Below are 249 nucleotides of genomic sequence, written 5' to 3'. Positions count from 1 at the left end.
ATCCCGATCTCATCGCCGTAGTAGATGAATGGGCTGCCGGGGAGCGAGAACAGGAGCGCGTGGGCGAGCTCCAGTTCGGCACGCGAGTTGTCGAGCAGGGGGGCGAGGCGGCGCCGGATACCGACGTTCGCACGCATCCGCGGGTCGTAGGCGTACCAGCCGTACATCGCCTGGCGGTATTCCTCGCTGACCATCTCGAGGGTGAGCTCGTCGTGGTTGCGGAGGAAGACGGCCCACCCGGCCCAGTCC

At 67.1% G+C, this 249-nt stretch carries 1 protein-coding gene; it reads right to left on the bottom strand.

The window, feature by feature from the left end; all coding sequences use genetic code 11:
* A partial coding sequence (locus AAEY83_RS17385) for an alpha-amylase family glycosyl hydrolase (RefSeq protein ID WP_351061182.1) occupies window positions 1-249 on the bottom strand: 249 nt, incomplete at both ends.

Source organism: Psychrobacter sp. TB20-MNA-CIBAN-0197, assembly GCF_040309765.1.
GTDB classification, from domain to species: domain Bacteria; phylum Pseudomonadota; class Gammaproteobacteria; order Pseudomonadales; family Moraxellaceae; genus Psychrobacter; species Psychrobacter submarinus.
The sequence above is the reverse complement of the archived record's forward strand: the minus strand, read 5'-3'. Positions and strand labels throughout refer to the sequence as shown.